This is a genomic window from Rhodanobacter sp. sgz306013 (assembly GCF_057031145.1).
Window position 1 is genome coordinate 625035 of the sequence record NZ_JBXCIJ010000004.1, and the last position, 23935, is coordinate 648969.

A 23935-nucleotide genomic window follows, 5' to 3' on the forward strand; every position below is an offset into this window, starting at 1 on the left:
CCCGGAAGAACAGTGCGCTCCCGGGGCGCAAGAGCCACCGCCAGGGCGAGGCAAAGCTGCGCGGCCGGCAAAAAAAGCCGCGCTTGCGCGCGGCGTCGAGGAGACCAGGGACCGCGGCGGAGGCCGCCGCGGTCCGCCGGGACTTACCAGATCTTCACCTGCTTGTCCCCGGAACGCACCATCGCGTCGCCCGGCTTGCACTGGAAGGCAGTGGCGAAGGCGCTCATGTCCGACGGCGAGGCGATCGCGCGGATCGCGATGGGCGAATGCGGATCGACGTTGAGGCGCAGCTCGGCCGCCTTCTCACGCATGCTGCCGCGCCACACGCGCGCCCAGTTGAGGAAGAAGCGCTGGTCCTGGGTGTAGCCGTCGATCTTCGCATCGGCTTCCTTGGGATCGGCCTTGAGCGCGGTCTGCAGCGCGTCGTAGGCGATGTTGAGGCCACCCAGGTCGGCGATGTTCTCGCCCAGGGTGAGCTTGCCGTTGACGTGCAGGTTCGGCTTGTCCTTGATCGGGGCGTAGCCGTCGTACTGCTCCACCAGCGCCTTGGTGCGCTCCTCGAACTGCTTCTTGTCCTGCGCCGTCCACCAGTCCTTCTTGTTGCCGTCGCCGTCGAACTGGCTGCCCTGGTCGTCGAAGCCGTGGCTGGACTCGTGGCCGATCACCGCGCCGATGCCGCCGTAGTTGATCGCATCGTCGCCATTCGCGTAGAAGAACGGCGCCTGCAGGATCGCGGCCGGGAAGTTGATGGTGTTGGTGCTGGGGTCGTAGTAGGCGTTGACCGTCTGCGGGGTCATGCCCCACTCCTTGCGGTCGGTCTTCTTGCCGATGTGCGACAGGTCGAACTGGTAGTTGTACTTCTGCGCGGCCTGCAGGTTGGCGTACCAGTTGTCCGGGCTGATGGTCAGGCCCGACCAGTCGCGCCACTCGCCCTGGTCGGGGTAGCCGATCTTGGGCAGGAACTTGTTCCACTTGTCGATGGCCTTGGCCTTGGTGGCGTCGCTCATCCAGTCCAGGTGCTCGATGCGGTTCTTCAGCGCATCGCGCACGTTGGTGACCAGCTGCTCGGCGCGCTGCTTGGCTTCCGGCGTGAAGTACTTGGCCACGTACAGCTCGCCCAGGCCCATGCCCATCGCACCGTTGACGCCGTCCAGCACCTGCTTCCAGCGCGCCTTCTGCTCGGGCGTGCCGTTGAGGGTCTTGCTGTAGAAATCGAACCGGTTGTCGCGGAAGGCCTTGGACAGCGCGCCCGAGGCGCCGCTGATGGTGTGGAAGCGCAGGTAGGCCTGCCACTCGGAGGCCGGCGCGGTGGCCAGCAGCTTGTCGAACTCGGCGAAGAACTTCGGCTGCGACAGGGAGAAGCCCTTGTCGATCGTGACGCCCTGGGCCTTGAAGAACTGCTCCCAGCTGAAGTGCGGGGTGACCTTGTCGGCTTCCTTGACGCTGACGAAGTGGTACTGGTTGTCGAGGTCGCGCAGCTCGGTGGGCGCCAGCGAGGCGCCGGCGAGCGCGGTCTCGAACTTCATCACCGCGTCGGCCTGCTTCTTGGCGTCGGCCTCGGACACGCCGGTCAGCTCCAGCGTCTTGGCGATGTAGGCGAGGTAGGCGGCGCGCAGGTCCTTGTACTCGGGCTTGAAGTAGTAGTCCTTGGTCGGCAGGCCCAGGCCGTCCTGGTCGGCAAAGCCGATCTGCTGGGTGGCGTCCTTGAAGTCGGCGCCGGAGTGGAAGTCGAACACCTTGCCTTCACCCTCGGCAGCGGCCTGGTCGAGGTAGTTCACGATGTCGGCGGTGTTCTTCAGGCCGTCGATGGCGGCGAGCTTGGGCTTGATCGGGTCGAAGCCGGCCTTCTCGATGGCGGCGTCGTCCATGCCGGACTTGTACAGCCAGCCGATCTTCTGCTCGACCGAGCCGGCCTTGGCGCTGTCGGCGCCCTTGGCGGCGTCCTCGACCAGCTGGTGCTGGTCGTCCAGGCTCTTTGCGTACAGCTGGACGAAGGATCCCCACATGGGGTAATCCGACGGAATCGGGTTGGCGGCGACCCACTTCGCGTTGACGAAGCTGTTGAAGTCCGTGCAGGCCTCGCTGCTCGGGCCCAGCTCGCCGACATCGAACACGCTCTTCGGCGCGGTCGCAGCGGCGGTGGTGGCGGCGGCCGCCGGAGCGGCGGCGGTGGCCGACTTGGCCGGCGCCGGGGCGGGGGTCTGCTCGCTCTTGCCGCAGGCGGTCAGCGCCAGCGCGACGGCGGCGGCCAGTGCCAGGGGCTTCAGGTACTGCTGGGTCATGGACTTCCCTCTCTAGGTGTGTGTGGTTCCGCCGAAGCGGTGTTCTGCGCATGCCGATCGGCCGCGGGCCGGCACCCCCGTGCCGGCCATGACCGCCCAAGCTAGGCCGATCGTCATGGACGGCACAGTGTCAAAGGTCAGGGGTGCTCCCGGCAACCCGGGCCGACCCGGCGCGCTACGGCGCCGGCGGGTCGGGCAGGCGCCGCGGCGCGGGCAGGCTTTCCGGCGACACCGCGCCGCCCGAGATGATGAAGGCCATGGCCTGGTCCATCGTCCAGTCGGTGGGAGTGAGCTCGCTCATCGGCACCAGCTCCAGGTAGCCGCCGGTGGGGTTGGGCGTGGTGGGGATGTACACCGCCGCCATCTCGCGGCCGCTGCCTTCCTCGACCAGGGTGCGGGTGACGAAGCCCACCACTTTCATGCCGGGCCGGGGAAATTCCACCAGCACCACGCGCTGGGTGCCACCGGGCTTGTTCTGCAGCACCGCCATCAGTTTCTTGGTGCCGCCGTAGATCGTCTGCACCAGCGGGATGCGCTGAAGCAGGCCGTCGAACGCGTTGATGAAGCGCTGGCCGATCACCCGGTTCGCGAGCCAGCCCAGCAGGTAGAGCGCCAGCAGGGTGATCAACAGGGCCACCACGAACACCAGCCCGCGCTGGTTCAGCGTGTCCGCCGCGTGCGGCGACACCAGCGCCAGCGCGCCGGTCAGGGCCGCCACCATCGGCGCGCCGATACCGGCCAGCAGGCCCAGCACGAACTTGAACACCAGCACCGTCACCCACAGCGGCAGGAAGGTGAGCAGGCCGGTGATCAGATAGCGTTTGAGTCGCAGGGGAGGCATGGCGGTACGCAAGGGCAGGGCGCTCCATTGTAGGGAAGTGCCCAGCGCGGCGGGTGCGTACCGCGCCGCAGTCCCTTGCGGTAGAACCGGCGCAGGCCGATCAGCGCGACTACCGGCTAAGCGCCATGAACTGCAGGCGGCCGGGGTCGAACCGTCGCACGCGGATCAGCAGGTTTTCCGCCAGCGTCGTGCGAGCCCCAGTAAACGCGCCGGGTGGTCATGTGGCGGGGCGGTGTTGGCGCCGGGTCAAGAGAGCCCCCTCCCTTTCCCTGCAGGCAAGGGGAGCCAAGCCCGCGCCGCGGATGCTCCTTCCCCGGCCAGCAGGGATCGCCTGGGGTGGGCCGCCGTGACTTTTCCCGCGTTCGTGCGAATCATGCCGGCAATGACTCCGGATACGTGGACGGACATGGGCGGCAAGGCGGACCAGCAACGCTTCGAGGCGCTGTGGCGCGAGCACCGCGGCATCGTGCTCAAGGTGGCCGGCGTCTACGCGCGCGGACCCGAGGAGCGGCTCGACCTGGCGCAGGAGATCGGTGCGCAGTTGTGGCGCTCCTTTGCGGCCTTCGACGAGCGCAAGGCGAAATTCTCGACCTGGCTGTATCGCATCGCCCTGAACGTGGCGATCTCGCACCTGCGTCGTACTGGCGGCGATGCCGGCCGTTTCGAGCCGCTGGACGAGGGGCATCTGGAAAAAATCGCCGGTGAATCCGCAGCGGAGCCGGACGAGCGCCTCGCCACCCTGCACGCCTTCATCGGCGAGCTCGATGCGCTCAACCGCGCGCTGATCCTGCTGTACCTGGAAGACCGCAGCTACGCCGAGATCGCCGAGGTGCTCGGCATCAGCGCCACCAACGTGGCCACCAAGATCAACCGCGTCAAGCAGAAGCTGCGCGGCCGGGTGGCCGCCGCAACCGTCACTGGAGGAGCATGACCGTGGAACTCGACGAGATGAAACAGGCATGGGCGCGCATGGACCTGCGCCAGAACGCCATGGAGGCGTTGCTGCGCCAGGACTTCCGTGAGCGTCGGATGGACAAGCTGCGTTCGACGATGCGCAAGAGCATGGCGTGGCAGGCGATCGAAGGCACCTGCTGGGTGGCTTTCGTGGTGTGGGTGGCCTCGTTCTGGGTGGACCATCGCCAAGTCACGCACCTGCTGGTGATCGGCCTGCTGTTGCATGCCTACGGTATCGCCGGCATCTGGTCGAGCGTGACCCGGTTGCTCCTGCTCAGCCGCATCTACCTGTTCGATGCGCCGGTGCTGGTGCTGCAGCGGCGACTGGCGCAGCTGCGCCGCTTCCGCATGATCAGCACGCTGGCGCTGGGCCTGCCATGGTGGTTCCTGTGGCTGCTGCTGCCGCTGCTGGTGCTGACCTGGTGGTCGGGGGTGGACATGTTCGCCGGGGCATCGGGGTGGATCTGGGCGAACATGGCGGTCGGTGTCGTCGGCACTGCTTTCAGCCTGTGGCTGGCGCGGCGCGTGGCCGGCCGCCCGATCCGGTCGGCGTGGCTGCAGCGCGTGATTGACGACATGAGTGGTTGCAGCCTGGCGCATGCCGCGCGGCAACTGGACGAGATCGCCCGCTTCGAGCGCGAGTAGGCCGGCCCGTCATTCCGGCGAAAGCCGGTAATGAGACAAGGCGAGACTTCAGCGCGCCCTGGGCTTCAGCCGCACGTAGATCTGTTTGCGCACGCGGGCGACCACTTCGCCGGAGGCGGTGACGATGTCGGTGTCGAACCAGCGCAGCACCTTGTCGCCACCCGCGGCAGCGGCGCGCAGTTCGTCCACGGTGGCGTCGTCGAGGCGGAAGCGGGCGTAGACGTCCTCGCGGCCGGGCGCCACGAAGTCGATCGTGCCGGCCTTGTCCCACACGTAGTAGTCGGGGCCGAGCCGGTGCATCGTCAGCAGCATCCAGAACGGGTCGACCATCGCGAACAGGTTGCCGCCGAACTGGCTTCCCACATAGTTGCGGTTCCACGGACGCAGGCGCAGCACGACCTTCGCCTGCGTGTAGTCCTCGCTCAGCGACTGCAGGCGGATGCTGTTGAACAGGAACGGCGGCCAGAGGTTCAGCAGCCGGCGAAAAGTGGATGCACGCATGGGGAGACGGAGCAATGGGTCGCTCCGTACATTAGCGTATGGGTCGAGGGGCGGCCAGCGTGGCCGCGTGCATCAGAACAGCAGCGAGGCCATGCGGCGGCGGTAGCGGCCGACCAGTTCGGCATCGTCCAGCGTGGCGAAGGCGGCGAGCAGGCGCTTCTTGGCGGCACCGTCGTTCCAGTCGCGGGCTTTTTCGAGGATGGCGATGAACTGCTCCAGGCCGGCGGCGGGGTCGTCGCCCAGCAGCAGGCGCACGCCGAGCAGGTCGCGTGCCTGCCAGTCGGCTGGGTCGGCGCGCAGGCGCTGTTCGAGTTCGGCCTGCACCGGCGCGTCCTTCAGCGAACGCGCCAGGTCGAGCTGGTGGCGCAGGCGCACGGCCCGCGCATCGGTGGCGAGGTTGGCGGGCAGGGCGTCGAGTTCGGTGGCGGCGGCATCGCTCTGGCCGGTCTGGGCCAGCGCCACGGCGAGGTCGAGCTTCAGTTCGGCGCGCGCGGGCTCCGCGGCGATCGCCTGCTGCAGGCGGTTGATCGCCGCCTCCGGCGTCTCGGCGGGTGCTTCGGCAGCCGCCACTTCGTCCTCGCCGCCCTCCAGCGGCTGCACGTGGCGTGCCAGGAATTCGCGCAGCTGGCCCAGCGGCAGCGCGCCGGCGAAGCCGTCGGCGATCTGGCCGTCCTTCACCAGCACCACGGTGGGCACGCTGCGGATGCCGAACATCGCCGCGAGCTGCTGGTTCTTGTCCACGTCGACCTTGCCGAGGCGGAACGCGCCCTTGTACTCGGCGGCGAGCTGTTCCAGCAGCGGGCCCAGCGTCTTGCACGGGCCGCACCAGGTGGCCCAGAAGTCCACCAGCACCGGCGCGTCCAGCGAGGCGCTGATGACCTCGGCCTCGAAGTTCTGTTCGGTGACTTCGAAGACGTAGTCGAGGGTGGCGTCGGTCACGGCGGATTCCGGCAGATGGGGAAACACCCCAGATCAGGGCGCAGTCGAGCATATCAAGGGAACCGGGCGCGCCGGCCCCGCTTCAGCCGCTGGGCCGCCGGATTTGCGAGAATCGGGGCATGGACGCGTCCCCACTCGACGTCGCGGGTCCCTGCGCAGCCGCCCACGCGCTGCTGATCTGCGAACACTGCGACACCGTGCACCGCCGCCGCCCGCTGGCGAAGGGCGAGGTGGCCGAGTGCGCGTGCTGCGGGGCGGTGCTGGAGCGCTGCCGCGGCATGCGCACGGACACCATGCTGGCGCTGGTGTTGACCGCGCTGGTGGTGTTCGTGCAGGCCACGCTGTGGCCGATCGTGACGCTGGGCCTGAACGGCCAGCACGTGGCCGCCACGCTGTGGGACGTGATCCGCATGATGTGGCTCGACCACTCGCAGGTGGTGGCGGTGCTGGCCGCGGCCACGCTGTACGTGTTCCCTCTCGCCAAGATCCTGACCCTGGGCTGGCTGCTCATCTACGCGCGCAGCGGCCGCCGCGCGCCCGGCTTCCGCCGCCTGATGGTGGCGCTGCACCACCTGGGGCCGTGGACGATGAGCGAGGTTTTCGTGCTGGGCGCGTTGGTGTCCATCGTCAAGGCGCACCTGTACTTCGACGTGCTGCCCGACCCGGGCATCTACGCCTACGGCGCGCTGATGCTGCTGATCACCGTGTTTGCCGGCATCGACCTCACCCGCTTGTGGGACGAGACCCGCGACGACGAGGCGGAGACAACGCCATGAGTGCGTTGCCCCGCGCCGGCGACCTCGGCCTGATCGGCTGCCACGTCTGCGGCCAGGTCTGCCGCGCGCCGGATGCCGGCGAGGGCGACGCGGTGCCGGCCTGCCCGCGCTGCGGCTCATCGCTGCACCGGCGCAAGCCCGCCGTCTACATGCGCACCTGGGCGTTGCTGATCGCCGCATTCCTGATGTACGTGCCCGCCAACGTGCTGCCGATCATGCGTACGGCGAGCTTGGGCGACATCGACGACAACACCATCATCAGCGGCGTGGTGGAGCTGTGGGTGAAGGGTTCGCCGGGGCTGGCGGTGATCGTGTTCTGCGCGAGCATCGTGGTGCCGATGCTGAAGTTCCTCGCGCTGGGCACGCTGCTGATCACCAGCCGGCGCGGCAGCAACTGGGCACGGCGGCAGCGCGCACAGCTGTACCGGCTGGTGGAACTGATCGGTTACTGGTCGATGCTGGACGTGTTCGTGGTGGCGCTGCTCACCGCGCTGGTACGCTTCGGTTTTTTCAGCCTGGTGGAACCGCTGCCGGGCGTGGTGTTCTTCGGCCTCACCGTGGTGCTGACCATGTTCGCCTCGATGTGCTTCGATCCGCGCTTGATCTGGGACGGCAAGGAAGATTCCGATGACTGACGAGCAATCCGGCGCACCGCCACCGGCCGGCGGCGACGCGCTGCCGCGCCCGGTGCTGCGCAAGCGGCGCACGAACGCTTCGCTGATCTGGCTGGTGCCGATCCTGGCGGCGATCGTCGGCGCGTCGCTGGTGGTGAACAGCTGGCTGCAGGCCGGCCCCGGCATCACGATCAGCTTCCAGAGCGCGCAGGGGCTTTCCGAGGGCAAGACGCCGGTGAAGTACAAGGACGTGGTGATCGGCAAGGTGGAGAAGATCCGCCTCAGCGGCGACCGCAGCCATGTGCTGGTCAAGGTGGCGCTGGACAAGAGCGCGAAGGCGTTCGCCACCCGCGGCACGCGCTACTGGGTGGTGCGCCCGCGCATCGGCCTGGGCGGCGTCTCCGGCGTGGACACGCTGTTCTCCGGCGCCTACATCGGCGCCGACACCGGCGATTCCAGCACGGAGGAGGATGAGTTCAAGGGCCTGGAGACGCCGCCCGCGGTGACCCATGGCGAGCCTGGCAAGAGCTACACCTTGCACGCCGACGACCTCGGCTCGCTGGACATCGGCTCGCCGGTGTATTTCCGCCGCATCCAGGTGGGGCGGGTGGTGTCCTACCAGCTGGACAAGGACGGCAAGGGCGTGTCGCTCGCGGTGTTCATCGACAGCCCCAACGACCGCTTCGTGAACGGCTCCACCCGCTTCTGGAACGCCAGCGGGGTGGACGTGTCTTTGGGCGCGAACGGACTCAAGCTCAACACGCAGTCGCTGGCCACCGTGTTGGCCGGCGGCGTGGCCTTCCAGGATCCGGGTGCCCCGCACGACACCACGCCCGTGCCCGATGGCTCCAGCTTCCGGCTGTTCGGCGACGAGACCACCGCCATGGCCCCGCCGGACGGCGAGCCGCACTACATACGCATGCGTTTCAACCAGTCGCTGCGCGGGTTGGCGGTGGGTGCGCCGGTGGAGTTCCTCGGGGTGAACTTCGGTCGCGTGGTGTCGATCCGCATGGACTACGACGCCAAGACCCAGCGTTTCCCGCTGATCGTCGGCGCGGTTGTCTACCCCGACCGGCTGGGCCAGGCGCATGCCAAGCTGGAGGCGCTCGCGAAGCAGCATGGCGACAACGCCGACCTCTCGCACATGATCGGCAAGCTGGTCGACCATGGCCTGCGCGCGCAGGCGCGCACCGGCAACCTGCTCACCGGCCAGCTCTACATCGCGCTGGATTTCCTGCCGCATGCGGTCAAGGCGAACTACAACCCCGATGCGCGGCCGCTCGAGATCCCCACCGCACCGGGCAGCTTCGACAAGCTGCAGGAGCAGATGGCCGACATCGTCGACAAGCTGGACAAGGTCCCGTTCGACCGGATCGGCAATCACCTCGACGATTCGCTGGCCAGCCTCGACGCCACGCTGAAGCAGGTGAACGGCAAGACGCTGCCGTCGCTCGACGACACCTTGCATGACGCCCGCAGGACGCTGGGCACGGCGAACGACACGCTCTCCAGCGACTCGCCGCTGCAGCAGAACATGGGGCAGACGCTGCAGGAGTTGCAGCGCACGCTGCGCTCGCTGCGCGTGCTCACCGACTACCTCGGCGTGCATCCGGAGTCGCTGCTGCGCGGGCGGCCGACCGATCCCGCGCCGGTCGAGCCGAAGCAACCCGCCGCACCCGCCAACAGGAGCCAGCCATGAGCCGTTCGTGGATCCTCGCCGGCGCCGTCGCGCTGGGCCTCGCCGGTTGTGCGTCGGCGCCGCTGCACTACTACACGCTGGTGGCGCCCGCCGGCACGGCTGCGCCGGCAGCGGCCGCCCCGGCACCGTACCCGTTCGAGCTGCTGCCGGTGACCGTGCCGGCCCAGGTCGATGTGCCGCAGCTGGTGGTGCGCGAAGGCGGTCAGGGCATGCTGCCGCTCAACGACCAGCGCTGGATCGCGCCGCTGGGCGACGAGGTTCGCGGCGCACTGGCTGCCGACCTCGCCCGGGCGCTGGGCGTGGCGGACATGAGCGGCCTGCCCGGCAACGGCCAGCCGCGCCTGCGCATCAAGCTCGACGTGCGCCGCTTCGAATCGGTGCCCGGTGAGCATGCGTTGCTCGACGCGGCGTGGAGCTTGCGCCTCACCGGCGGCTCCGGCGGGCAGGATGCGCTCGCCTGCAGCAGCCGGATCAGCGAGCCGGTGACGGCGGGCTACGACGCCCTGGTGGCCGGTCACCAGCGGGCGCTGGCCGCACTGGCCGCCCGCATCGCCGCCACGGCGCGGGCCTACGAGGCCGGCGGGCAGCCTGTCTGCCCTGCCGACTGAGGCCCGCCGCCGGCAAGGGCAGGTCGGGCGTTCTGCTAATCTGATCCGTTCTCCCGGCAGCCAGCCATCTGCACCAGGCAGCCAGCAAAGACTTTCGGCCACGGACCCATGCAAGACACCCACGACACCAGCAAGACCGAGCAGGATTACCAGCCGCAGGCGGTGGAAGCCGCCGCGCAGCAATACTGGAACGCGCGGCGCGCCTACGAGGTGAAGGAAGACCCGGCCAAGCCGAAGTTCTTCTGCCTCTCGATGCTGCCGTATCCCTCGGGCGCGCTGCACATGGGTCACGTGCGCAACTACACCATCGGCGACGTGATCAGCCGCTACCAGCGCATGCAGGGCCGGAACGTGCTGCAGCCGATGGGCTGGGACGCGTTCGGCCTGCCGGCCGAGAACGCCGCGATCAAGAACCGCACCGCTCCGGCCCGGTGGACCTACGCCAACATCGATCACATGCGCGGCCAGCTGAAGTCGCTGGGCTACGCGATCGACTGGAGCCGCGAGTTCGCCACCTGCCGTCCCGAGTACTACCGCTGGGAACAGCTGATGTTCACCCGGCTGATGAAGCAGGGCCTGGCCTATCGCAAGAACAGCGTGGTGAACTGGGACCCGGTCGACCAGACCGTGCTGGCCAACGAGCAGGTGGTGGACGGCCGCGGCTGGCGCTCCGGCGCGGTGGTGGAGAAGCGCGAGATCCCGCAGTGGTTCCTGCGCATCACCGACTACGCGCAGGAACTGCTCGACGGCCTGGACACGCTGCCGGGCTGGCCCGACGCGGTGAAGACCATGCAGCGCAACTGGATCGGCCGCAGCGAAGGCCTGGAGATCCACTTCGCGGTGGAAGGTGAGGCGGAGCCGCTGACCGTGTTCACCACGCGCCCCGACACCTTGATGGGGGTCACCTTCGTCTCCATCGCCGGCGAGCATCCGCTGGCGTTGAAGGCCGCGCAGGGCAACCCGCAGCTCGCCGCCTTCCTCGACGAGCTGAGGCACGGCGGCGTGTCCGAAGCCGAACTGGAGACGCAGGAGAAGCGCGGCATGGCCACCGGCCTGTTCGCCGTCCATCCCGTCACCGGCGACCCGGTGCCGGTGTGGGTGGCCAACTTCGTGCTGATGGGCTACGGCACGGGCGCGGTGATGGCGGTGCCCGGCCACGACGCGCGCGATTTCGAGTTCGCGCACAAGTACGGCCTGCCGATCAGGCAGGTGATCGCCGCCGGCGACGAAGCCTACGACCCCGCCACCTGGCAGGAGTGGTACGGCGACAAGACGCGCGCCGACATGCGCGTGATCCACTCCGGCGAACTGGACGGCAAGAACTACCGCGAGGCCTTCGATTACCTGGCGACGAAGCTGGAAGCCGAGGGCAAGGGCCAGCGCCGCGTGAACTGGCGCCTGCGCGACTGGGGCGTCAGCCGCCAGCGCTATTGGGGCTGCCCGATCCCGGTGATCTACTGCCCGAAGTGCGACGCGGTGCCGGTGCCGGAGGACCAGTTGCCGGTGGTGCTGCCCGAGGACGTGGCCTTCAGCGGCGTGCAGTCGCCGATCAAGGCCGATCCCGAATGGCGCAAGACCACCTGCCCCGCCTGCGGCGGCCCCGCCGAGCGCGAGACCGACACCTTCGACACCTTCATGGAGTCGAGCTGGTACTACGCCCGCTACACCTCGCCGGGCGCCGATGCGCAGGTGGACGGGCGCGCCAACTACTGGCTGCCGGTGGACCAGTACATCGGCGGCATCGAGCACGCGATCCTGCACCTGCTGTATTTCCGCTTCTATCACAAGCTGATGCGCGACGCGGGCCTGGTGCAGTCCGACGAGCCGGCCAGCAACCTGCTGTGCCAGGGCATGGTGATCGCCGAGACGTTCTATCGCGACAACGCCGACGGCTCGAAGGACTGGATCAACCCGGCCGACGTGGAGATCCAGCGCGACGACAAGGCGCGCGTGGTCGGCGCGGTGCTCAAGGCCGACGGCCAGCCGGTGTCGATCGGCGGCACCGAGAAGATGTCCAAGTCCAAGAACAACGGCGTCGACCCGCAGGCGATGGTGGGCAAATACGGCGCCGACACGGTGCGCCTGTTCTCGATGTTCGCGGCGCCGCCGGAGCAGTCTCTGGAGTGGAACGAGGCCGGCGTCGAGGGCATGGCGCGCTTCCTGCGCCGCTTCTGGCGCGAGGTCATCACGCACGCCGCGCAGCCGGACCACTCGGTGGTGGATCCGTCGCAGCTCGACGCCGGGCAGAAGGCGTTGCGCCGCCAACTGCACGAGACCATCCAGAAGGTCAGCGACGACTTCGGCCGCCGCCACTCCTTCAACACCGCGATCGCCGCGCTGATGGAACTGCTGAACGCCGTGGGCAGGTTTGCCGACATGAGCGAGCAGGGCCGCGCGGTGCGCCACGAAGCGCTGGAGAGCATGGTGCTGCTGCTGAACCCGGTGGTGCCGCACGTCAGCCATCACCTGTGGCAGGTGCTGGGTCACGCCGAGGCCGTGCTGGAGGACCAGCCCTGGCCTGCGGTGGACGCCACGGCGCTGGTGCGCGACAGTCTCACCCTCGCGGTGCAGGTCAACGGCAAGCTGCGCGGCACCATCGAACTGCCCGCCAGCGCCGGCAAGGAAGAGGCCGAGGCGCTGGCGCTGGCGCAGCCGCAGGTGGCCACCTTCCTCAAGGAACTCAGCGTGCGCAAGGTGATCGTGGTGCCCGGCAAGATCGTCAACATCGTCGCAGGATGAAAGCCATGAACCGCATGTTCCGTGTCGCGCTGCCGCTCGCCGCCGCCCTCGCGCTCGGCGCCTGCGGTTTCCACCTGCGCCGCAACGCCGCGCTGCCGCCGTCGATGAGCCACGTCCACCTCACCGTTTCGGGCGGCGGCGACCTCGAACGCGGGCTGACCCGGGCGCTGGAGAATGCCGGCGTCACCGTCGAGGACAACGCCGGGCCCGGTGTCGCCGAGCTGCGCGTGCCGGTGGCCTCGTTCGGCACCCAGTCGCTGACCCAGGGCGGCTACGTGCGCATCACCGAGTACGCGGTGAGCTACAACGTGGAATTCGACGTCAGCGGCGCCGATGGCACGACCGTGCTGCCGCACCAGCACATCAACCTGCAGCGCGAATACAGCTACGATTCCACCGACACCGTGGGCAACGCCTCGCAGGTGCAGCAGATCCAGCGCAGCCTGGTCGACGACATGGTGCAGGCGATCATGTTCCGGCTCGAAGCCGCCGGGCGCCACCCACAGGACACCCCGGCGGCCGGCACCGGCGGGCACTGATGCCGCTCGCCCCCGCGCAATGGCAGAAAGCCCTGGCCGGCGACAGCCTGGCGCCGGTCTACCTGCTCGCGGGCGAGGAACTGCTGGTGCTGGAGGCCGCCGATGCGCTGCGTGCGCAGGCAAAGAAGCTGGGCTACGCCGAACGCGACGTGCTGGAAGTCGAGCAGCGCTTCGACTGGGACGACCTCGCCCGCGCCGCCGCCGGCATGTCGCTGTTCGCCACGCGCCGCCTCATCGACCTGCGCCTGCCCACCGGCCGCCCGGGCGTGGATGGCGCCAAGGCGATCACCGAGTTCTGCGCCAATCCGCCGCCCGATGTCACCCTGCTGATCACCGCGATGGAGTGGAGTAGCAAGCACGAGGGCGCCTGGAGCAGGAAGCTCGATGCGGCCGGCACCATGGTGGTGTTCAACGCGCCGCGGCCCAACGAATGGGCGGCCTGGATCGGCGCCCGGCTGGCCTCGCGTGGACTTTCCGCCACGCCCGATGCCGCCGCCCTACTGGCCGAGCGCGTGGAAGGCAACCTGCTCGCCGCCGCCCAGGAGGTCGACAAGCTCGTCGTGCTGCGCGCGGGCGACAGCCGCCGCATCGACGCCGACGCGATGGAAAGCCTGGTCGCCGACAGCGCCCGCTACGACGTGTTCAAGCTCGCCGACGCCGCGCTGGCGGGCGAGGGCGCCCGCGCGCTGCGCATCCTCGCCGGGCTGCGCTCCGAGGGCGACGAACTGATCGCCCTGATGGGCTGGCTGGTGAACCAGCTGCAGCTGGCGCTGCGCCTCGCCAACGCGCCGGATCTTGCCGCCCAGGCCAGGGCGGAGCGCCTGTGGCCGGCGCGCGAACAACTCTTCCGCAAGGCGCTGCGCCGTGCCCCGCGCGAACACTGGCTGGCCTGCCTGGCGCGCGCCTCGCGCATCGACCGGATCGCCAAGGGGCGCGAGCAGGGCGAGCCCTGGCGCGAAGCCGAGCGCCTGATCGCGGCGATTGCCGAGCCGCGGGTAGCGCGGGCGCTGGCATAGGGCTGGGTAATGGGCATGCGGCCACTTGCCGTTTTTGGCGGCACCTTCGATCCCATCCATATCGGCCACCTGACCGTGGCGTGGGAGGCGGCCGAACTGCTGGACGCGGAGGTGCGCCTGATGCCGGCCAACGTGCCGCCGCACCGCGCGTCGCCTCTGGCCACCCCCGCCGAGCGCGTGGCGATGCTGCGTGCGGCGCTGGCCGGGCAGTCACGGCTGGTGCTGGACGCGCGCGAGCTGGAGCGCGACGGTCCCTCGTACACCATCGACACCTTGCGCGAGCTGCGCGCGGAACAGGGCGCACGGCCGCTGGTGCTGCTGCTGGGCGCCGACGCCTTCGCCGGCCTGCCGGGCTGGAATCGCTGGCGCCAGCTGTTCGACTTCGCGCACATCGGCGTGCTGAGCCGGCCCGGGGTCGAGACCACGCGACCCGCGGAGCTGGCGGAACAAGTCGCCGCACGTCGCGTCGATGATGTGGCGATGCTGCGCGCAGAGCCCTGCGGCAGGCTGATCGAACTCGCGGTGACGCCGCTGGAGATCTCCGCCACCCGCATCCGCGAGCTGCTCGCCGCGGGGCGCGATCCGCGTTATCTGCTGCCGGCGGGGTTGTTCGACGACCCGGAGTTGTTGGCACCTTATCGCCGCTGAGGCGGGGGCTCTGGTCTTGCTGGATTCAGAGCGGTTTCGACCGCCCTTTGGGCGGCCGAGCTACTTTCTCTTTGCTTGTCCAAAGAGAAAGTAGCCAAGGAGAAACGACACCCCGATGGCGTGCCCTCCAGGCATCCTGCCTTCCGGGTACGCGGGCGGGTTACGGGATTTTTCGACGGGACTCCTGTCCCGACGAAAAACTGGCCCGCATCCGTGCGGGCCATCCTGCGGACTTTCCTCCACCCACCCGCCGCGCCATAGGGGCCCCGGGTGGAGCAGCGCGCTCCCGGCGCGCAGAAGCAGAGCAAGAGCAGCGAGTTCGCAGCGCGCCCCCTTTGGCTTTGCCGTTGCTTCTGGCGTGCAGGAAGCACGCCTGCTTTTCCGGGGCCCCTGGGCGGCGGTGAGGCGGGGACGAGGAGGCCGCGCAGCGGGCGAGCCCAGGGATGGGCTCACCTTTTCGCGCGGGCAGGAGCCCGCTCGAAAAGCCCGGCGCCGCCTCACGCACTTGCCGGCAGGAGACCCGGCAAGCGCCAACCGGGGTGCTCTTTTCTCTTGGCTACTTCTCTTTGACTCCGGGCATCCTGCCCTCCGCCCTTCGGGCCGGCTTCGCCGTTCGCATGCGCTCCTGCGGGTGCGTGAGCACGCAAAAGAGAAGTAGCTCGCACCGCGACAGCGGGGCGAAGCCGCTCTGTCGCTTGGGGTGGACGAAACCCGGGGGCATGCCCTGCGCGGCCCCGCGCCGAACACGACGGCGCCAGCCTTCATCCCGTCCGCGCCACGAACCGCAACGCCACCGAATTCATGCAATACCGCAGCCCCGTGGGCGGTGGACCGTCGTCGAACACGTGGCCGAGGTGGCTGTTGCAGCCGGCGCAGCTGATCGCGATGCGCTCCATGCCGAAGCTGGCGTCGCGGGTCTCGATCACGTTCCGCTTCGCGATGGGGCGCCAGAAGCTGGGCCAGCCGGTGCCGGAGTCGAACTCGGTGGCGGCGTCGTAGAGCGCGGTGGCGCAGGCGACGCAGCGGAAGATGCCGGGGTGCGCGGGGCGTTCGTGCGGACCGCTGAAGGCGCGCTCGGTGCCGTCACGGCGCATCACCTCGTACGCCAGCGGTGACAGCCGTGCCCGCCATTGCGCGTCGCTGAGCACCAGCCGGTGCACCTTGCAGGCGCCGAGGTCGCGGCCGTCGTCGGCATAGCACTCCAGCAGCACGTCGCCGGGCGGGGTATGGACCAGCGCGGGCACGCCGCCTTCGGCGCCGGCGGCGAGCAGGCGGGGCAGCGCGAAGCTGCCGCCTACCGCGAGCAGGGCGCCGCCGCTCAGCGCGGCGCGCAGGAAGCGGCGGCGATCCATCGCGACGGTTTCGTCGATGCGGGACATGGGAATCTCCTTGGCGCGAATGGAGGGTTCCGGTAGGAGCGCACCCTGTGCGCGATGGCTTTTGGGAAACGTGGCGAAGAGCATTCGCGCACAGGGTGCGCTCCTACCGGATGCGGCTCAGCCGAAGGTGAACGCGTAGGCGCGCGCGCCGGGGTCGAGGAAGGTGATGGTGAACGTGCGCTCGCCGTTGCCGTGGGCCTGGCGCACCAGCTGGTACAGGCGCTGCGCGGTGACGGTGCCGTTGCCCGCGGCGTCGGTGTCCATGCCGTGGTCGGCACCGGGCGCGTGGCCGTCCAGCGTGATGCGGAAGCGCACCGGCCTGCCGTCGCTGCCCGGGCCCAGCACCAGGTGCAGGTCGCGGCCACGGAAGCGGTAGCTGATGCTGCCGCTCGCGGCATCCAGCGTGGCGTCCTGCGCATGCACGGTCCAGCGTCCGGCCAGCGCCCACTGGTTGGTGGCCAGGGTGGCGGGCGTGCGGTAGACGAACGCATCGTCATGCGCGACCTGGCCGCTGGCGAAGTGCTCGGCGCGCGCGTAACCCACGTAGGTTTCCGGCGACCGGCCGTAGTCGCCCGAGCTGGCCGCCTGGGCGCCCTTGGCGCCGGGCTGCACGTAGCCCCCGGGCAGGTCCTTGTAGCCGGCTTCGGTGAGCAGCCGGCGGATCGTGTCCTCGCCTTCGGCATAGCCGCCCTCGCCGAAATAGTGGTGGCGGATGCGGCCCTGCGCGTCGACGAAGTAATCGGCCGGCCAGTATTCGTTGTTGAAGCCCTGCCAGACAGCGTAATCCGAATCCAGCGCCACCGGGTAGGTCACCCCCAGCCGCTTCACCGCCGCCGACACGTTGGCCGGATCCTTCTCGAACGCGAACTCGGGCGAGTGCACGCCGATCACCACCAGGCCGTGGTCCTTGTACTTGTCGTACCAGGCTTGCACGTAGGGCAGCGAGCGCAGGCAGTTGATGCAGGAGTAGGTCCAGAAATCCACCAGCACCACCTTGCCGCGCAACGAGGCGGGCGTGAGCGGTGTGCTGTTGAGCCAGCCGGTGGCGCCGGCAAGCGAGGGTAGCGTGCCTTCCACGGGCAGCGCCTCGCCCGGCCTGGGCGCCGGCGCCGCCACCGCGGCGGGCATCGGCCGCACGGCGTCGATCAGCTTCTGCTCGATGCCGTTGCTGCCGGCCAGCGAGACGCGGGTGAGCACGCCGGTATCCACGCCCGAGGCGATGGCGGCCACCCCGGCCAGCACCAGCACGCCCAGCGCGCGGCGCACCCACTGGCCCGCGCCCAGCGAACGCTTCATCAGGGCGAACACCTTGCCGCCCACGGCCAGCGCCAGCCCCAGCGAGGTGGCCGCGCCCAGCGCATAGGTGAGCAGCAGCAGGGTGGTGGTGACGCTGGCGCCCTTGAGCGCGGCGCCGGTCAGCAGCAGGCCGAGGATCGGCCCCGCGCACGGCGCCCACAGCAGGCCGGTGGCTATCCCTAAGCCCACCGCGCCCCAGATCGATTCGCCATCGCCGTCCGTGCGCTGCGACAGCCGGTTGCCCAGCGCCACGAACGGCCGCGTCAGCCATTCCGCGACGTGCGAGGAGAGCAGGGTGAGTCCGAGCAGTGCCAGCACCACCAGCGCCACGGCGCGGCCGTACTGGTTCGCGTGCACCGCCCAGCCGCCGCCCACCGCCGCCAGCGTGGCGACCAGGGCGAAGGTGGCCGCCATGCCGATCAGCATCGGCAGGCCGCTCTTCAGGAACGGACGGTCGGCGCGGGCGAACACGAAGGGGAGCACCGGCAGGATGCAGGGGCTGAGGATGGTGAGCACGCCGCCGAGGTAGGCGAGGATCAGCAGGAACATGGTGGAGGGTTCCGGTTGGAGGTGTACTGGTGATTCGCCGCCATCGTTCCGGCGGTTACATCGCCGATACGAGGTAACCGCGGCGGTGGATGCGGCGAACCGCAGGGTGGAACCGCCGTACGGAACGATACGCCCTTGACCGCCGATGCCAGCCTGGTACTAGATGGAGGCCTCGTCCCGTCATTGGACCGCCGCGTCCCCGTGTCCGCCGAACCCGCCAGCGCCGCCGAACAGGTCGACCGGAAGCGTGCCGCGTGGATGGCTGCCGCGCAGGCGGGCGACCGCCGCGCCTACGAGCGCGTGCTGGCCGACTCGGTGGCGTTGATCCGTGCGGTGGCGCGCCGCCAGGGCGTGGCGACGGACGCGCTGGACGACGTGGTTCAGGAAACCCTGCTCACCGTCCACCGCGTGCGCCATACCTACGACCCCGCGCGTTCCTACGATGCCTGGCTCAGCGCGATCGCCGGCCGCCGCGCCATCGACGCACTGCGCAGCCACGGCCGGCGCGATCGCCGCGAACTGCACGACGAATTCGCGCTGGACCAGCACCCGGATCGCGACGATGCCAGCGCGGACGCCGAGCGTCGCCAGCAGGCGCGACGCCTGCGCGAAGCCATCGCGCAGCTGCCGCCCGGCCAGCGCGAGGCAGTGGAACAGCTCGGCCTGCGCGAGCAGTCGCTGGCCGAGGCGGCCGCGCGGACCGGTCGCAACACCGGCGCCTTGAAAGTGAACCTGCACCGCGCCCTCAAGGCCTTGCGCGGCCGCCTGCACGGAGACGATTGAGCATGGCCGACCCGCGTTCCAACGACAGCCTGATCGCCGCGCTTAGTGCCGAACTGGTGCCGGTGCGGCGGCTGCTGCCGCCGTGGCTGCGCACCGTGGGCTGGCTGGCGCTGGTGGCCACGTTCGCGGTGCTGCTGTTCGCGCGCTACGGCGACGAACCCATGTTGCGCCGCTGGTCCGGCGCGCCGGACCTGGGCTGGGCGGCGCTGGGCGCGGTGCTCACCGCGGTCACGGCCGCGTGGGCGTCGTTCACGCTGGCCGTACCGGGGCGCCATCGCGCCTGGGCCTGGCTGCCGCTGCCGCCGGCGCTGTTGTGGATAGGCGCCAGTGGCCTGGGCTGCCTGCGCACCTGGCTGGCCCCGGACACCAGCATCGCCACGCTGCACCAGTCCGCCGACTGCCTGGTCTTCATCATCGCCTTTTCGATCCCGCTGTCGGCGCTGCTGGTGTGGCTGCTGCGCCGCGCCTGCCCGCTGCGTCCGCTGCTCACCGCTCTCCTGGTGGGCTTGGCCAGCGCCGCGGCTTCGGCCAGCCTGCTGGAGATCTGCCACGCGTTTGACGCCGCCGCCACCGACCTGCTCACCCATGCGCTGGCGGTGGTGATCGTGGTGGTGGCGAATTCGGCGATGGGCGGCCGGTTGTTGTCGCGGCATTGATGGCCTGTTTCCCATCTCCGCATGGCCCATGCCGGACGCGGTTTGCGCAGGTCAAGGAAGAATGAAGGGCGGATGTGCGCCCGCGACGGGACGGAGACGCCGGCTGCCTGGGAATGTGGACCAGGCTCCGAGGTAACCGGCGGTACCTTCGCGGCGAAAGGAGGGATGGAGGCGGCGCGGCCGCTTCCGTCCCTTTCCTCATTCAGGACCCCACCATGAACGCACGCACGCTTGCCCTTATCGCGCTTTCCACCGCCGTCGGCGCGTTCGCCTGGGCGCCCGTCCGCGCGCAGGACGCGATGGCTGCCAGTTCCAGCACGGCGATGCCGCACGATGCCATGCACTCCAGTGGCGCGATGAAGGGCTCCATGCACGAGGGCGGCATGAAAATGAAGCAGGACGCGATGAAGCCGGGCGCCATGAAGCATGGCGCGATGAAGTCCGGGGCCATGCAGCATCACGGCATGAAAATGAAGCAGGGCGACGCGATGAAAATGAAGCGGGACGCCGCCGGTGCGATGAGCAGCGGCGGCTGACGCGGGCGCGTCCTGGCGCGCGCCAGGACGCGCTTCATGACGCATGGACACTGCGGGTCGATAATGGCGAAGTCTCCCGCCACGGATGCTGCGCATGTCCTCCTTCGCTCAACGGCTGGGCATCGAATGCCCGCTGATCCAGGCGCCTATGGCTGGTGCCACCACGCCGGAACTGGTCGCCGCGGTGTCGAACGCCGGTGGCCTGGGTTCGCTGGGCGCGGGCTACACCGAGCCGCAGGCGATCCTCGATCAGGTCGCGCGGGTCCGCGCGCTCACCGACCACCCGTTCGCGTTGAACCTGTTCGTGCTGCCCGACGAGGTCGTGCCCGACATGGCCGCGGTCGCGCGGGCAAGCAGGCACCTCGATGCATTGATGGAGCGCGAAGGCCTGGGCGCCCGCACCAGCCTGCCAACCCGCTGGGCGCCGCGGTTCTCCGAGCAGTTCGCCGCGCTGTGCGAGGCGCGGCCTGCCGTGGCCAGTTTCGCGTTCGACCTGCTCACGCCTGCGCAGATGCAGGAGCTGAAGCGCCGTGCCATCGTCGTGATCGGCACCGCCACCACGGCTGCGGAAGCGCGCGCCTGGGTCGAGCGCGGCGCCGACGCCGTGTGCGTGCAGGGCGCCGAGGCCGGCGGCCATCGCGGTGGTTTCCTGTATGCGGGCGACACGCCGCTGATCGGTCTGTTCGCACTGATCCCGCTGGCCGTTGCGGCTTGCGACGGCGTACCGGTGATCGCCGCGGGCGGCATCATGGACGGCGCCGGCATGCTCGCCGCCGAGGCGCTGGGCGCCGCGGCCAGTCAACTCGGCACGGCCTTCCTTGCGTGCCCGGAATCGTCCGCGGCCGAGGCATGGAAGCGCGACCTGGCCACGGCGGAGGAACATCTCGTGGGCACCATCCGCAGTTTTTCGGGGCGCGCCGCGCGCGGCCTGCGCAACCGCTACGTCGAGGCGATGGAAGGCGTGGCGGACGAGTTGCCGGCCTACCCCGTGCTCAACGCGCTTACCGCGCCGCTGCGGCGTGCGGCGGCCGCCGCCGGCCGCGCCGACCTGGTCTCCGAATGGTGCGGCCAGGCCGCCGCGCGAGTCCGTCCGCAGCCCGCCGCCGAGCTGGTGGCGCGGCTGATGCACGAATACCGGCTGGCGCGGCGGGCGCTGGCGCATTGACTCGTGCCCAAGCCACGGGCGTTATACTGCCGTCGCGCCGTTCTGGCGCGTGAATCCGCATCGAGGCTCTCCCATCTTGAGCACTAGCCGCAAGACCAAGGCCGACTCCACGGCCGAACTGCGCAAGACCGTCGTCGCCGCGCTGGAAGAACTGAAGGCCAAGGACATCCGCGAGATCGACGTCCGCGGCAAGACCTCCATCGCCGACCTGCTGGTGATTGCTTCCGGCACTTCCGCACGCCACGTCAAATCCATCGCCGACGAAGTGGTGAAATTCGCCAAGAAGGCGGGTGTGATGCCGCTGGGCGTGGAAGGCGAGCAGGAGGCCGAGTGGGTGCTGGTGGACCTGGGCGACGTGATCGTCCACGTCATGCTGCCGCGCATCCGCGAGTTCTACGGCCTGGAGCGGTTGTGGACAGTGGGCGACCGCGAGGCGGGCAACGACGCTGCGAGCGCGGGGTGATCGCCCGGTTTCCTCCCTCTCCCTTGCGGGGAGGGCGTTGGCTTTCTCCCCCTCCGCCCCGGGGAGAGGGTTGGGGTGAGGGGGCAGTCTCGCGGAAGGCTGGCAACGAGGCGAAGCGCTGCTTCGATGCATATCGAAGGCAGCCCCGTCCCCTCACCTCAATCCTCTCCTCGCTCCTCAAAGCGGCGGCCATCCATGGCCGCTCCCCGCGTGCCCCATCGGGGAGAGGAAGCGAACGTGGGCGCTGCGCGCCGGCTGTTACTCTTTTCCCACCGCGATCATGCGCGCGCGCCTGATCGCGGTGGGCGAGCGCATGCCCGGCTGGGTGGCCGAAGGCTTTGCCGAATACCGCAAGCGCCTCTCGCACGAGCTGCCGCTGGAACTGGTCGAACTGAGGCCCGGTACCCGCGGCAAAGGCCGCGACGACGCGAAGGCGATGCAGGACGAGGGCGCCGCGATCCTCGCCGCGCTGCCGCGCGACACGCACGTGGTCGCGCTGGACGGCCGCGGCAAGACCTGGTCCAGCGAGGAGCTGGCCGAGCAACTGACGGCATGGCGCATGGCCGGGCGCGACCTGGCTTTCCTGATCGGCGGCCCCGACGGCCACGCACCGGCGGTGCTGGCGCGCGCCGACCAGTGCTGGTCGCTGGGCCCGCTCACTCTGCCGCACATGCTGGTGCGCCTGGTGTTGGCCGAGCAGCTGTACCGCGCCACCACCATCGTGGCGGGGCATCCCTACCACCGGGCCTGAGGCCGCGATGAGCCTGAATCTGCTCGGTTGGCTGTTCGCACTGGGCGTGGTCGCCCACAACGCCGAGGAAGCGTGGTTGTTGCCGGACTGGCCGAAGCGACCCATCCGGTGGCAGGTGAGGCCGCGGGCGTTTCGCCTGGGCGCGATGGCGTTGTCGCTGCTCGCCTTGCTGGCGGCGTGGTGGGCCGAGGTCGGAGGCGGGCAAAGCTTCGGGGCATATCTGCTGGCCGGCTATGCGTTGGCAATGGTGTTGAACGTGCTGGCGCCGCACGTGATCGCCTGCCTCGTCACGCGTAGTTACGCGCCGGGCACGGCTACGGCCGTGCTGTTCAACCTGCCAATGGGCGGCTGGCTGATCTATCGCTCGCTGTCGGATGGCGCCATCGAACCGGCGGTGTTTGCCTGGAGCGGGCCGCTCGTGGTGCTGGGTTTGCTGGCCTGCGTTCCCGCGTTGTTCGTGCTGGGTGGCAAGGCGGGCGGCGCGCGCTAAGCTTGCGGGAGGACTCCATCCCCGAGAGTGTGCCCATGTCGTTCGAGATACGCCGCGCCACCTTACACGACCTCGATGCGTTGGTGCCGCTGTTCGACGGCTACCGCCGGTTCTATGGCAAGCCGTCCGACGAGGCCGGCGCGCGCGACTTCCTCACCGCCCGCCTGCGCCTCAACGAGTCAATGATTCTGCTGGCGCGCGACGCGCATGGCGCGGCGCTGGGTTTCACCCAGCTTTATCCGCTGTTTTCCTCGGTGCGCATGGTGCGAACCTGGCTGCTCAACGACATGTTCGTGGCCGCCCCGGCGCGGCGGCAAGGCGTGGCGAAAGCCTTGCTGGAAGCCGCCGCCACGCAGGCGCGGAACCAGGGCGCCGCCAGCCTCTCGCTCTCCACCGCGCACGACAACCTGGCCGCGCAGGCGTTGTACGAATCGCTGGGCTGGCAGCGCGACACGCAGTTCCGTGAATACGGACTCACGCTCTGAAGGACGGCCGCATGCTTCATCTCGCCTCGCAGTCGCCGCGCCGGCGCGAGCTGCTGACCCAGCTCGGCGTGGCGTTCCGGGTGGTCGACGTGGACGTGCCCGAACGGCGCGCCGCAGGGGAATCGCCCCGCGAGTACGTGAACCGCGTCGCCCGCGACAAGGCCCGCGCCGGGCTGGCCGCGCTGGGCGGCCATGCCGATGCGTGCGTGCTGGGTGCGGACACCGAGGTGGTGCTGGACGACGAGGTGTTCGGCAAGCCGCGTGACGTGGCGGATGCGGCGGCGATGCTGCGGCGGCTGTCCGGTCGCACGCACGAGGTGATTTCGTCGGTGTGGCTGGTCGACGCGCAGGGCGAACGCGGCGCCTGCTGTGTATCGCGGGTGCGCTTCGCGGCACTCGACGACGCCACCGTCGCCGCCTACGTCGCCACCGGCGAGTCCTTCGGCAAGGCGGGTGCGTATGCGATCCAGGGCCGCGGCGCGGCCTTGGTCGAGCAGTTGGAGGGCAGCTACTCGGGCGTTATGGGCTTGCCACTGTTCGAGACGGCGCGACTCCTGCGCGAGGCCGGCGTCGCCGGCTGA

25 protein-coding genes are annotated in these 23935 nt (G+C 69.7%); 19 read left to right on the plus strand and 6 right to left on the minus strand.

Annotated elements, in window-relative coordinates; all coding sequences use genetic code 11:
• Nucleotides 1–143: 143 nt before the first annotated feature.
• Nucleotides 144–2282 carry a M13 family metallopeptidase gene (locus AC2EWF_RS15885; RefSeq protein ID WP_483640340.1) on the minus strand — a complete coding sequence of 713 codons (2139 nt, stop codon included), beginning with the start codon at nt 2280–2282 and terminating at the stop codon, nt 144–146.
• 175 nt (nt 2283–2457) lie between these two features.
• Nucleotides 2458–3123, minus strand: a complete 666-nt coding sequence (locus AC2EWF_RS15890) for a DUF502 domain-containing protein (RefSeq protein WP_483640341.1) — start codon at nt 3121–3123, stop codon at nt 2458–2460.
• A 406-nt stretch (nt 3124–3529) separates the two neighbouring features.
• On the opposite strand from AC2EWF_RS15890, the gene AC2EWF_RS15895 reads away from it, so the two are divergent.
• Complete coding sequence (locus AC2EWF_RS15895; RefSeq protein ID WP_483640453.1) at nt 3530–4054, plus strand: RNA polymerase sigma factor; 525 nt, start codon at nt 3530–3532, stop codon at nt 4052–4054.
• Entirely contained in the window at nt 4051–4722 is a 672-nt protein-coding gene (locus AC2EWF_RS15900) for a hypothetical protein (RefSeq protein ID WP_483640342.1), read from the plus strand. The genes AC2EWF_RS15895 and AC2EWF_RS15900 overlap by 4 nt, the downstream gene beginning before the upstream one ends.
• 48 nt (nt 4723–4770) lie before the next feature.
• On the opposite strand, the gene AC2EWF_RS15905 is transcribed toward AC2EWF_RS15900, so the two are convergent.
• Together AC2EWF_RS15905 and trxA are read right to left on the minus strand one after the other, a co-directional pair.
• Nucleotides 4771–5223, minus strand: coding sequence for a DUF4442 domain-containing protein (locus tag AC2EWF_RS15905; RefSeq protein ID WP_483640343.1), 453 nt, complete (start codon nt 5221–5223; stop codon nt 4771–4773).
• Between the two features lie 72 nt (nt 5224–5295).
• Nucleotides 5296–6162: a thioredoxin gene (trxA, locus tag AC2EWF_RS15910; protein ID WP_483640344.1), complete on the minus strand. Its 867-nt coding sequence runs from the start codon at nt 6160–6162 to the stop codon at nt 5296–5298.
• Nucleotides 6163–6281: 119 nt separating this feature from the next.
• Between trxA and AC2EWF_RS15915 the strand changes: the two genes are divergently transcribed.
• The 8 genes from AC2EWF_RS15915 (at nt 6282) to nadD (ending at nt 14801) form a co-directional block, all read left to right on the plus strand.
• Nucleotides 6282–6938 (plus strand): paraquat-inducible protein A, encoded by a 657-nt coding sequence (locus AC2EWF_RS15915; RefSeq protein ID WP_483640345.1) that lies wholly within the window; start codon nt 6282–6284, stop codon nt 6936–6938.
• Entirely contained in the window at nt 6935–7573 is a 639-nt protein-coding gene (locus AC2EWF_RS15920; protein WP_483640346.1) for a paraquat-inducible protein A, read from the plus strand. Before AC2EWF_RS15915 ends, AC2EWF_RS15920 begins: the two co-directional genes overlap by 4 nt.
• Nucleotides 7566–9251, plus strand: a complete 1686-nt coding sequence (locus AC2EWF_RS15925; protein ID WP_483640347.1) for a PqiB family protein — start codon at nt 7566–7568, stop codon at nt 9249–9251. Before AC2EWF_RS15920 ends, AC2EWF_RS15925 begins: the two co-directional genes overlap by 8 nt.
• Nucleotides 9248–9859, plus strand: a complete 612-nt coding sequence (locus AC2EWF_RS15930; protein ID WP_483640348.1) for a PqiC family protein — start codon at nt 9248–9250, stop codon at nt 9857–9859. Before AC2EWF_RS15925 ends, AC2EWF_RS15930 begins: the two co-directional genes overlap by 4 nt.
• A 108-nt stretch (nt 9860–9967) precedes the next feature.
• On the plus strand, nt 9968–12598 hold the full coding sequence (gene leuS / locus AC2EWF_RS15935) for a leucine--tRNA ligase (RefSeq protein ID WP_483640349.1): 2631 nt from the start codon (nt 9968–9970) through the stop codon (nt 12596–12598).
• A 5-nt stretch (nt 12599–12603) separates the two neighbouring features.
• Nucleotides 12604–13137: an LPS-assembly lipoprotein LptE gene (locus AC2EWF_RS15940; RefSeq protein WP_483640350.1), complete on the plus strand. Its 534-nt coding sequence runs from the start codon at nt 12604–12606 to the stop codon at nt 13135–13137.
• Complete coding sequence (holA, locus tag AC2EWF_RS15945) at nt 13137–14153, plus strand: DNA polymerase III subunit delta (protein ID WP_483640351.1); 1017 nt, start codon at nt 13137–13139, stop codon at nt 14151–14153. Before AC2EWF_RS15940 ends, holA begins: the two co-directional genes overlap by 1 nt.
• A gap of 15 nt (nt 14154–14168) precedes the next feature.
• The gene (nadD, locus tag AC2EWF_RS15950; RefSeq protein ID WP_483640352.1) at nt 14169–14801 is read left to right on the plus strand and encodes a nicotinate-nucleotide adenylyltransferase; all 633 of its coding nucleotides are present in this window, start codon (nt 14169–14171) and stop codon (nt 14799–14801) included.
• A gap of 761 nt (nt 14802–15562) precedes the next feature.
• Here nadD and msrB read toward each other — a convergent pair.
• Both msrB and AC2EWF_RS15960 read right to left on the minus strand, forming a co-directional pair.
• Nucleotides 15563–16180: a peptide-methionine (R)-S-oxide reductase MsrB gene (gene msrB / locus AC2EWF_RS15955; protein ID WP_483640353.1), complete on the minus strand. Its 618-nt coding sequence runs from the start codon at nt 16178–16180 to the stop codon at nt 15563–15565.
• 117 nt (nt 16181–16297) lie between these two features.
• Entirely contained in the window at nt 16298–18025 is a 1728-nt protein-coding gene (locus AC2EWF_RS15960; protein WP_483640354.1) for a cytochrome c biogenesis protein DipZ, read from the minus strand.
• A 258-nt stretch (nt 18026–18283) separates the two neighbouring features.
• Here AC2EWF_RS15960 and AC2EWF_RS15965 point away from each other — a divergent pair, with 258 nt between their 5' ends.
• The 9 genes from AC2EWF_RS15965 to AC2EWF_RS16005 all read left to right on the plus strand — a co-directional run bounded on the left by AC2EWF_RS15965 (nt 18284) and on the right by AC2EWF_RS16005 (nt 23935).
• Complete coding sequence (locus AC2EWF_RS15965; protein ID WP_483640454.1) at nt 18284–18808, plus strand: RNA polymerase sigma factor; 525 nt, start codon at nt 18284–18286, stop codon at nt 18806–18808.
• Nucleotides 18809–18810: 2 nt separating this feature from the next.
• Nucleotides 18811–19464: an NrsF family protein gene (locus AC2EWF_RS15970; RefSeq protein ID WP_483640355.1), complete on the plus strand. Its 654-nt coding sequence runs from the start codon at nt 18811–18813 to the stop codon at nt 19462–19464.
• A 113-nt stretch (nt 19465–19577) separates the two neighbouring features.
• Complete coding sequence (locus AC2EWF_RS15975; RefSeq protein WP_483640356.1) at nt 19578–20000, plus strand: hypothetical protein; 423 nt, start codon at nt 19578–19580, stop codon at nt 19998–20000.
• A gap of 94 nt (nt 20001–20094) precedes the next feature.
• Nucleotides 20095–21165: an NAD(P)H-dependent flavin oxidoreductase gene (locus AC2EWF_RS15980; RefSeq protein ID WP_483640357.1), complete on the plus strand. Its 1071-nt coding sequence runs from the start codon at nt 20095–20097 to the stop codon at nt 21163–21165.
• A gap of 76 nt (nt 21166–21241) precedes the next feature.
• Nucleotides 21242–21628, plus strand: a complete 387-nt coding sequence (gene rsfS, locus AC2EWF_RS15985; RefSeq protein WP_483640358.1) for a ribosome silencing factor — start codon at nt 21242–21244, stop codon at nt 21626–21628.
• A 280-nt stretch (nt 21629–21908) separates the two neighbouring features.
• Nucleotides 21909–22379 carry a 23S rRNA (pseudouridine(1915)-N(3))-methyltransferase RlmH gene (rlmH, locus tag AC2EWF_RS15990; RefSeq protein ID WP_483640359.1) on the plus strand — a complete coding sequence of 157 codons (471 nt, stop codon included), beginning with the start codon at nt 21909–21911 and terminating at the stop codon, nt 22377–22379.
• Between the two features lie 7 nt (nt 22380–22386).
• Entirely contained in the window at nt 22387–22869 is a 483-nt protein-coding gene (locus AC2EWF_RS15995; RefSeq protein WP_483640360.1) for an HXXEE domain-containing protein, read from the plus strand.
• A gap of 35 nt (nt 22870–22904) precedes the next feature.
• Entirely contained in the window at nt 22905–23354 is a 450-nt protein-coding gene (locus tag AC2EWF_RS16000) for an N-acetyltransferase family protein (RefSeq protein ID WP_483640361.1), read from the plus strand.
• Nucleotides 23355–23365: 11 nt separating this feature from the next.
• Nucleotides 23366–23935, plus strand: coding sequence for a Maf family protein (locus AC2EWF_RS16005; RefSeq protein ID WP_483640362.1), 570 nt, complete (start codon nt 23366–23368; stop codon nt 23933–23935).